At 67.0% G+C, this 9,153-nt stretch carries 8 protein-coding genes and 1 pseudogene; 1 reads left to right on the forward strand and 8 read right to left on the reverse strand.

Features of this window, described 5'->3' with window-relative positions:
- From ACWDZ7_RS42095 to ACWDZ7_RS42120, 6 genes are all read right to left on the reverse strand, one after another.
- On the reverse strand, positions 1–354 hold a 354-nt coding region (locus ACWDZ7_RS42095; protein WP_451804152.1), incomplete at its 3' end, for a hypothetical protein.
- A gap of 780 nt (positions 355–1,134) precedes the next feature.
- Positions 1,135–2,228 (reverse strand): IS630 family transposase gene (locus ACWDZ7_RS42100; RefSeq protein ID WP_451804154.1). Its coding sequence is split into 2 segments (ribosomal slippage): positions 1,135–1,764 and positions 1,767–2,228, totalling 1,092 coding nucleotides; the frame shifts between segments, so codons are not numbered across the junction.
- Positions 2,229–2,496: 268 nt separating this feature from the next.
- Positions 2,497–2,880 (reverse strand): hypothetical protein, encoded by a 384-nt coding sequence (locus ACWDZ7_RS42105; protein WP_451804156.1) that lies wholly within the window; start codon positions 2,878–2,880, stop codon positions 2,497–2,499.
- 20 nt (positions 2,881–2,900) lie between these two features.
- Positions 2,901–4,274 (reverse strand): tetratricopeptide repeat protein, encoded by a 1,374-nt coding sequence (locus ACWDZ7_RS42110; RefSeq protein WP_451804158.1) that lies wholly within the window; start codon positions 4,272–4,274, stop codon positions 2,901–2,903.
- A gap of 122 nt (positions 4,275–4,396) precedes the next feature.
- Complete coding sequence (locus ACWDZ7_RS42115; protein WP_451804159.1) at positions 4,397–4,606, reverse strand: hypothetical protein; 210 nt, start codon at positions 4,604–4,606, stop codon at positions 4,397–4,399.
- Between the two features lie 51 nt (positions 4,607–4,657).
- The gene (locus tag ACWDZ7_RS42120) at positions 4,658–6,196 is read right to left on the reverse strand and encodes a CHAT domain-containing protein (protein ID WP_451804161.1); all 1,539 of its coding nucleotides are present in this window, start codon (positions 6,194–6,196) and stop codon (positions 4,658–4,660) included.
- Between the two features lie 1,402 nt (positions 6,197–7,598).
- Between ACWDZ7_RS42120 and ACWDZ7_RS42125 the strand changes: the two are divergent.
- Positions 7,599–8,501, forward strand: a pseudogene (locus tag ACWDZ7_RS42125) (IS5 family transposase).
- Between the two features lie 159 nt (positions 8,502–8,660).
- On the opposite strand, the gene ACWDZ7_RS42130 reads toward ACWDZ7_RS42125, so the two are convergent.
- Both ACWDZ7_RS42130 and ACWDZ7_RS42135 read right to left on the reverse strand, forming a co-directional pair.
- Positions 8,661–8,936 carry a hypothetical protein gene (locus ACWDZ7_RS42130; RefSeq protein ID WP_451804163.1) on the reverse strand — a complete coding sequence of 92 codons (276 nt, stop codon included), beginning with the start codon at positions 8,934–8,936 and terminating at the stop codon, positions 8,661–8,663.
- Entirely contained in the window at positions 8,915–9,052 is a 138-nt protein-coding gene (locus tag ACWDZ7_RS42135; protein ID WP_451804165.1) for a hypothetical protein, read from the reverse strand. The genes ACWDZ7_RS42130 and ACWDZ7_RS42135 overlap by 22 nt, the downstream gene beginning before the upstream one ends.
- Positions 9,053–9,153 lie beyond the last annotated feature (101 nt).

The following is a 9,153-nucleotide window of genomic DNA, read 5'->3' on the forward strand; positions in this document are numbered from 1 at the left end:
CAGCCGCAGCATCTGTGCACCACTGCCGCCGCCGGAGAAGGAAAGGTCCACCACGGCCGCCTTCGGCCCGACCCTCCCATCGGAGCGCTTCTCCAGCGTGACGTCGATGCCCCGCCAGCCGCCCTCCGCGGTCCGGGCACGCTGGGGCTCGGTGGCCTGGGTAATGACGAACGTGCCATCCGGATTCGCCAGCGTCGTCGTGTACTCGGTGCGCTCCGAGGACACCTCGACCGGCTCCCCCGACGCCACCGCCCGCTCGGACGCGGACTGTTCACTCAGCCCGCCGACCGGGGCTTTCGCAAGCGCAGGGCCAGCGGCCCCATGCGCCACGGAAGGCAGCAACGACAGCAGCATCGCCGCTGTCACCGTCCCGATCACAGCACGTGTTCGTCTTCGTGCACCGGCATCACGGTGCCCCCGCTCCAGCCCCACAGTCCCCACCCCAGAGTCACGAGTCCTTCACAGACCGTGTGAGTCAACGCCCTGCAGTTCCCAGGGTCAATGTGAACTAGAACACAATACTCGGTCCCGGCACGGCTGCGAGCAGGCAAAATAGCCGTAGGCGACCGACTTGCACCCCGTAGGCGGTGAAGGGTGAGTGCCACTCGCCGTAACCAGCTGGAAGTGTGGACCACGCAAAAATCGCCAACCCTGGCGGTCGATCGAACAAGGGATCTCGCACAGTGGGGCGCGTGCGGAATTCACCGGTTTTGCTGGCCGTTCCCGGGTGCAGAGCCACCGGAGCAGCACCCTCGACACATGGTTTGTACCAACCAGAACTGGCCACCCCCAAGAACCCCCCTGCAGAGTGATCACCCAACGTGAGGACCCACGCCACCCCAGCCCTTCAGCACAACCACCCTGGCCCAGACCAACAGAAATTCTTCGTCAGACCAGGCCCCTGAACCGCCAATACCCTCTCCCCTGATCGCCACACAGCAGCGCAGACACGCCCCCAACCACGCTGCCCCAGAGCAGCCCAGAGGCCTGCCAGGGAACACCTCGATGACTCTGATGACCCGTATGGGCCCTTTAACAGAACTTCAAAACGCCCTGCGTCAACAAGGCAGGCGGCGCGGACCGCATCCCCCGCCTTCACCAACAACCTCCACCAGACCGTTGCCTCCAGCCGCTCTACTGATCCTTTCGGGGTGTTGTCGGATGGTGGGTCGGTTGGAGTCCGGTGCCGGCGAGGCAGCCGTCGATCAGGTCGGGGCGGTGCCGGATGTGCCGCAGGCCGCGGCGGAGGGTTTGTTCGAGGTGGTCGTCGTCGGTGAAGGCGATGTTCGCCAGCGGGTTGCGCCGCAGGAGCGACCAGAGGCCTCCCACCGGGTTGAGGTCCGGTGCGTAGGAGGGCGACTGCACGATGGTGAGCCAGTCATGCCCGTCTGCGTACTGGCGCATTCCGGCGGTTCGGTGGGTGTTGGGGTTGTCCCGGATGAGGACGATGGGGGCCTTGAGCTGGATGTGGGCGCGGACGATGAGGTCGCGGTGGTCGGTCCAGGCGAGACTGTTACGGCCCGTGCCGCGGTGTTTGTGGTGGCGGCGGGGCCGGTAGATCAGCCGGGAGGGCTCGCCCGGCCGGTAGCAGCACAGGGCGGCGATGGAGTAGCGGCGCCAGGACCGGCCGCGCACCCGCACCACCGGCGTCTGCCCGCGCCGACCCCACGTGCGGGCCCGCGACGCAGTCATGCCAAAGCCCGCCTCGTCCTCGAAGGCAATGAAGGCTCCCAGCGCCGCCGCGCTCATTCCGCCTGCGGCCACACATTCCTCTTCCACGGCTCCACTGCGTGCTCGTCGCGTTCTACGGCCCGGTGGGCGGGCGACTGCCAGGGCCAGCCGTGCCGGTGCAGCAGCCGCCATACCGCCGCCGGTGAAACGTCCAGAGCGAACTTCCACAGGATCAGTGCCCGGATGCGGGCCAGGGTCCAGCGCTGGTCTTCCCAACCGGGCACTGCCGGCCCCCGGGCCAGTTCCTGTTCCAGTGCGGCGAACCGCTCATCGGTCAGTCTGGGCGGTTTCGGCGGCCCCGCGGAGGCCAGGGCGGCCGTGCCGCCCTGACGCCAGGCCCGCCGCCGGCACTCCACCGACCGCTCACCCACCCGCAGTTCCTTCGCGATCGCCGCGTTCTTCCCACCCCGCGCGAACCGTTTGCCGGCCTCGAACCGGATCTGCTCCCTGAAGCTCCGTCCCCCGGTGGTCAGCCCGCCGCCCTGTGCGTACCGCATACCACCGGCCTACCGCCGGGATCACCAGCCGTCACCCTTCCCGACAACATCCCGAACAGATCAGTAACAAACCACCGCTAGACGCCGAGCGTCCGGGGACCGCTCCGGGACTGCTGGGACGCCGCCAGCCGAGCATGAGGGAGCGGTATTGCTCCGCTGGCTACACCCGGACAGCTGGCCCCGACGGACGGCCCGTTGAACGGATGCCGACCGGCGGGGGCCAGCTGTTGCCTGACCCGGACTGGCAGCTTGGTATGAACGGAATGCTCTATGAGCGCTCGGAGTTGCGGTGCTGGGCGGCGTTGAGGGTTTCTTCGACGGTGATGTCGATGATGCGGTCGCGTTCGGTGGGGTCTAGCTGGGGTGCGGGGGTATCGGCGTCGTCAAGTTGCAGGCGGATACGGCGTGATACGGCGTCTGCGTTGGGGCCAGCGGCGCTCCGGCCACGAATGTCGTTGTAAATAGTCCAGGCTAGGGTGGCGATGCTCACGATGAGGCCGCTGAGCGCCACGGGGTCGGTGTACTGGTCCGGCTCCTGTGCTGTCTGGCGGGTGTGCAAAGCAGCTTCCACGTCCTCGGCCAGTACTGGGTGTGCCGGTGTGGTCAGGCGCCGGGCCGCAGTCCGGGCACCTTGCTTGATGGCGTTGTTCATGGCGGTGCTCTCCCTTGAGATCAGTCGTTGTCAGCAGGGTCGGTGAGAACGTAGTTACGCACGTTGGCGGGCAGCGGCTCGCTGAGGACGTCCTGCCAGGCGCGTTCAAGAGCATGTACACCCAGCTGTGCCGTCAGGCGACGCAGATGGAAGTAACCGGGTCCTGCACTGGGATGGTGAATCTCGTCAAAGAGGGAGACGCACCTGACTGTCCATGCCAGGGCCTGCGCGGTGTCCGCCTGCGCTTCCGCGAGCAGCCGCAACTGCCCGTAAGTGCTGGCCATGTCGGGGCGGTTGCCGAGGTCCTCGTTGATGGTGAGGGCCTGGCGGTACCACTCCTCGGCCTCTTCCAACCGTCCCCGGTCCTGGGCGACCATGCCCAGCTGGTGGTAGGAGCTGGCCATGCCGGGGCGGTTGCCGAGCTCCTCTCTGGTGGTGAGGGCTCGGCCGTACCACTCCTCGGCCTCCTCCAACTGCCCTCTGAGGTAGGTGGTGGTGCCAAGTTGGTGGTTAATGTCGGCGACGCGCCTGCGCTCCTGGGGGCTGGCAGGATGCTGCAGATGGGTGCGGAGGATCGAGCGATAGGTGCTTTCCGCGCGGTCTAGCTGCCCGCTGGCCAGCACTTGTTCGGCCTGGGTCATGACGACAGACAGCCAGAGGGAGCCTGCGGGGCTGTCCAGGGCGGGTGGGACACCGTCAGGTGTTTCGATGGCGAGACGTACCCGGTCCAGCCAGGAGCGTGCCTCGGCCACCGAACCGCGAGCGCTCCAGTATGTGTCCAGCGGCTGGAGTAATGTCTGGGCGTCGGCCCACCGGTGGCGTGCCAGAGCGTGTCCGAGCATGGCACCCAACATCTGCTGCTGAACTCCGATCAGGGTCAACGCCAGCTTTGCGTTGCCACTGTGGATGTGTTCGTTCAGCCAGGTGCTGAGGGTGGCGTGGGCAGAGATTAGGGCGTCGAGGGCGGCGGCCCGCTCAGCTGCGTGGGTATCGGGGCTGCAGGTGCGCCATTGGGCGGCCAGGTGGGCGGGCAGAGCCGGATGCAGGCGGAACATGCCATCGCCGAGTGCTGTTAGCAGACCCAGGTTCGCGGCCCCTTCCAGTAGCTCCGCCAACTGCCCTGCAGTGCGGTCACGGAAACGCTCGGGTGTCTCCGACTCGTTGATAAATAGGCCGAGCACGAGGGTGAAGGCCACGCCGTGGAACAGGCTCAGGACAGTGAGGGCCTGCTGGTCTGCAGAGCTGAGGTGCTGAAAGGAGTAGGCGATGCTCGCCGCCAGTGAGGCATGGTGATCACCGTTGACGTCGTCCGTGGGGAGGGCAGAAACACCCTGCAGTCCCTCCAATAGGTGCTGTGCGGAAGTGGTGTCGAGGTGGGGCAGGGTCAGGTTCATGCTCAGCGGATGTCCCTCAAGCCACTGCATGAGGTCGGCGAAGGCGGGAGTCTGCCGGCGCAGGCGTGCTGCGGGATAAGGGGCCAGCAGCTGCTCTGCGTAGAGAGCGGCGTCCTTGCTGTTCAGGCCGCCGAGTTGACGCGGCGTATGCCGCGTCCGAGCCACTTCTCCGGGGAGCGGCTGGTGATCACCACTGCGCTTGTGCCGTCGCCGACTATGCGGGTCAGGAAGGTGCTGATCCGGTCCTGTTCGTGTTGCGGAAGGGGTGGGGTGGCTCGGCCCGGGTCGGGCATCTCGCGGACAGACTCGAAGTTGTCCCAGATGAGCAGCATGCGACGGGCGCGGAGGAGTTCTTCGACGGCGGTCTGGCGGCGGTCGGCGTTTCATTGCTCGAACTCAGTGCCGAAGACCTGTCCTCCGATCTTGTTGATGACGCCGTCCAGGCCGAAGGATCCGACGCCGGGCTCGAAGGAGTGCCAGAACACCTCGTCCGGGTGTGCGACGCCGCCGGTGTCACGCCACCATTGGCCAAAGGCCCTGGCCAGCGCAGTTTTTCCGGTCCCGCCGGCCCCGTGTACGACGACGACGTGTTGGAGACGGGCCGCAACCTCCAGGGTGTAGAAGTCCGCGTGACGGCCCACGAATCCGTCGGCCGAGGCCAGGTCCCGGATCTGGCCACTTTCCAGGCTGGTCCGGGGCTCGTCGCGGATCCGCTCCCTGATCGCCTCGTCAGAACTGCGGGCAATGCGCAGTTCCGGAAAGCGCGGCTCACTGCGGGTGTACAGCACCGGAACCATCCAGTCCGCCAACGGCAGCATGCCTTTCAGCGACGGCCGCTTGTCGTTGAGCGCAAGCTGCTCGCGTCCGGCGGTGACTGCGTCGGTCATCCGGTCACCAGCGAACAGCCGTGAGTAGAAGGTGGTCATGAATTCCGCCGCAGCCACGGCATAGACGCTGTACGCCATCGCCACCACGCTTGCGCAGCCCTCCGCCAGCAGCCGAGTGGCTACCGCCGCCTCCACCTGTGACCCGAGCTGCGCGGACTGGCAGGCGTTCAAAATCACCACCGGTACACGAGCCCCCACCAGGACGCGCGCCACCCGCCCTGCCTCCACCATGTCACTGCCGCCGCCGGGCTTCTCGAACGCCAGCATTCCAAGCGGCCCGGGCGTTTCGTACATTGCCGAGCCCCACCCGTCCCCGGCACCGAGAACCGGCACCTGCCCGAAGACACCGTGACCGTCGAAGTGCACCACCTGGAACGGCTCCCCGGCCGCCCGCGCCTCCGCCAGCGCCTTTCCCAGATGCTCCAGCGTCGGAGGCCGCAGCACCACCAGGTCCACGCTGCCGCGCACTGCCTCCAACTGCTGAAGCAACGGACGAGCGATCATCTGGTAGTCGACATCCTCAGTCCCCTCTGGGCGGGAGATCACCATCAGCACCCTCAGCCGTTCGCCAGCAACGGCAATGACCTCCGCCATGCCCGGGTTCTGCAGACCGCGCGAGACTGCCACGCCGTCCAGGACCACCGGCACACCGCGACCCGGATCCGACATCATCTCCCAGGGATGCCCCAACTGCTGCGCCGACTTCGACAACAACACGATCTCCACAGGACCGCCCCGCACCCGCGCCGCCACATACGCATCCCGAGCCGGACCCGATCCGAACACCGCCGTGAAGATCTGCTCACCCCATTGACGCAACGCCGCAGCCACCCGCGCACCGCGCTCGCCGTACACCGCGGTCGGCAAAGGCAGATACCGCTCCAGATACCACCTCAGATCCGCCAGGTCCTCGTCTGACAGCGGCCAGACCAGCTCCACCGGATCACCCACTGGCCGCGGAAACTGCTCTCCCGCAGGCCACGACGACACCTGCACCCGCCCGTCGGACCGCAAATCCACCAGCAGTCGCTCCACCGTCTATCCCACCCCCCAGCGAAGAGCACCGCACATGCCATGGCAGCGTCACAGTGACGATAGCCACTTCACGACAATGTCATACAAAAAATCAGCAAACTCGTCCCGTCAGCTGGCGGCTACCGCAGACCTCGGGTATTGACGCTTCACCAGTGACACGCCGAGACCCTCGACACCGAGGTGCTCGGCCACACCGGACCGCCGACGAGGCCACGCGCCCTGGCGGTGCGGCTGCTCGACGCACACCGCCGCCTGTCCCAGACCCTGTCGGCAGCCCGGAACACCGGTCCGGGACGGCTGACCCACACCGACGCGGGCGATCCCTGCATCACCACCGGACCTGGCCTGGTCGTCGAGATCTTGCCGCCGACGGTACACAGCCGACCGTTGCATACACCTGGGTCCTCGTGTGCCGGACGAGGCACAGCCCCTCTAGAGAACCATCCGAAACAACGGCTACATCGGTGACAGCGGTGACAGTGCAGGTCAAGGCCCCGAACAGGACGATCAATGAGCAACAAGATCTGAAGAACGGTGACAGCGCAGGTCAGAGGCCGCCCAAGGCATCCGGCGGGCCATGCATGAAGTCACGAACGTACCGCTGACCTGCACCGTCACCGCTGTCACCGATCATGTGGCGAAAACGGGGACGGCTCAGCGATCCGTCGCCGATGCCGCCGGGGCGGGCGGCTCAACGAAGACACTCTGGTGTTCGCCGACGAAGCCGATGCGAGGCGGCTCGGTCGACCGGATGCACTGGGACGCCGTGGAACCGGGGGCTCGGCCGTCAATAGGACGCCCGGTCCGCATGGCGGTCCTGCTGAACGCCTCCGCCCCGGCACGCAGCAGTCAGGGCGGAGACGAGGGGCTCAGCCGGCGGGTTCGTATTCCACCGTCTCCTGGCCGCACCCCTGGTCGCCGTCACCGCTCGCAGCAACCGGGAGAAGGCAGACCGGGATCCGGCCTAGTGGCAGCCGCCGCTCGCGGACGCCCGCTGCACCTACACCACCGGACCTTTCCGCACCAAGGTCGTTCGCGTAGGCCTGGCGGCGCTTCGCGCTCCACGCGCTGGCGCCGAGTGGCGGGGGGCGTCATTCCTCATGCGCGATATTCCGGAGTATTTGTCTCTGAAGTCGGGCGGTTCCCCGTCGGCGCCGTCGTAGACCAGTGAGCCGAGTCGAGCCGCGCTGGCCGCAGGAGCGACGAATGTCGTGCTGTTCGCGCTTCGCGGACCCTGCCAACCGGGCCAGCAACGCCCTCTACCAGCGCATCGGGTATGTCCCGGTTACCGATTGGCCGGGTAGGACTTCTGCTGCGGCGCATCAGAAACCCGCTCTTCTGCATGGGTGTCGACATGCTCCGTCCGAACGCTCCGACTAGGGCCTGTCTGATAATTGATCTCGTGGTGGGTCGTGGTGAGCTGACGGATGCGGCATGGGAGCGGATAGCGCCGCTGCTGCCCGGTGTTGACGGGCGAGGGCGTCCGTGGCTGGATCACCGGCAGGTGATCAACGGGGTGTTGTGGCGTTACGGACCGGTGTGCCATGGCGTGACCTGCCGGAACGCTATGGGCCATGGCAGACGGTCTATGAGCGGTTCTCCCGCTGGGAGGCGGGCGGCACCTGGGTCCGCCTGCTGGAGCAGGTCCAGGTCCGGGACGATCCCGTCGGAACCGTGAAATGGACGGTTTCGGTCGACTCCACGACCAACCGAGCCCACCAGCACGCCGCCGGAGCCCGCAAAAAGGGGCGGCGTCAGGGGACGAACTGGAAGATCCGGCATGCGCGACGGCTGGCCAGGCGCTCGGCCGGTCCCGCGGTGGGCTGACCACCAAGGTCCATCTCGCCTGCGACGGCCGTGGCCTGCCCCTGGCCGTCGTCGTCACGCCCGGCAACGTCAACGATTCCACCGTATCTGACGAGGTCATGGACGGCGTGAGGGTGCCCCGGACCGGCGCCGGACGGCCCCGCCGCAGGCCCGACGCGGTCATCGCGGACAAGGCGTACTCGTCCCGGGCGATCCGCCAGTCCCTGCGGCGCAGGGGTATCCGGGCGGTGATCCCGGAGCGGGCGGATCAGAAGGCCAACCGTGTGCGGCGCGGTCAGGCCGGCGGCCGGCCTTCGACCGAGAGCTTTACAAGGCCCGCAACGTGGTCGAACGGTGCTTCAACCGCCTCAAGCAGTTCCGCGCGATCGCCACCCGCTTCGACAAGCTGGCCACCCGCTACAAGGCCGGACTCCACCTCGCGGCACTCATCCTCTGGCTCCGCGAACCCACCCAAGATCGTTTGTCAGACAGTGCCTAGGACTGGACTGGCGGCACACCGTGACCGCCCTGGCTGACTCCCTCACAGCCTCGGAAAGGGCACGCTGGGAGCCGTGTGCGCTGATCGTCGTGCACCGATCCGGCGGAACGGATTGTCGGCGTTTTCCGAGCCTGCACCGCTCAAGCCACTCCCGAGCGGCTACTTCTCGCCCGGCTCCTGAGGGTTGGTGGGCGGGATGGGGGGAGGCGGCGTCCAGCCTGGTGGTGCCAGCTCAATCAGTTCGAGTTCCTCATCCAGGTACATCTCACCGCCGGCCTCGGGGAAGTCCACGAGGAGTTCGCCGGTGGAGATACGCGCTATGACCGTGCCGACCGGGTCTTCGGGGTGGTCGGTCGCCTCGCGTGGCGTCACCTGGTCCCCCGGCGTGAAGCGCCGAGGAGTGGAGGAAGGTGTCAGCCGCTCTGTGCCAGACATAGGTCGCATCCCTTCGGGCCCCGTTGCCCCTTGGTCCAGTAGGCGGTGACGATGCCCTTCTGGCCCATGTCCCGTCCGTGGAACTTCCAGTCGGCGTAGTCGACGTACACGCACATCGTTCGCTTAAAGGTGCTAACAAAGCCGTTGGACGTGGCGGTGGGTGATCAGGCAGACGGCGAGGCCGAGGAAGGCTTCATGGATGTCGTCGCGTCGTTCC

The organism is Streptomyces sp. NPDC003032 (assembly GCF_053591415.1).

Coding starts and splice junctions, on each gene's coding strand:
- ACWDZ7_RS42110 (WP_451804158.1), bottom strand. CDS start 4,274: ATGAACCTGACCCTGCCCCACCTCGACACCACTTCCGCACAGCACCTA.
- ACWDZ7_RS42105 (WP_451804156.1), bottom strand. CDS start 2,880: ATGAACAACGCCATCAAGCAAGGTGCCCGGACTGCGGCCCGGCGCCTG.
- ACWDZ7_RS42135 (WP_451804165.1), bottom strand. CDS start 9,052: ATGTGCGTGTACGTCGACTACGCCGACTGGAAGTTCCACGGACGGGAC.
- ACWDZ7_RS42130 (WP_451804163.1), bottom strand. CDS start 8,936: ATGTCTGGCACAGAGCGGCTGACACCTTCCTCCACTCCTCGGCGCTTC.
- ACWDZ7_RS42115 (WP_451804159.1), bottom strand. CDS start 4,606: ATGCTGCTCATCTGGGACAACTTCGAGTCTGTCCGCGAGATGCCCGAC.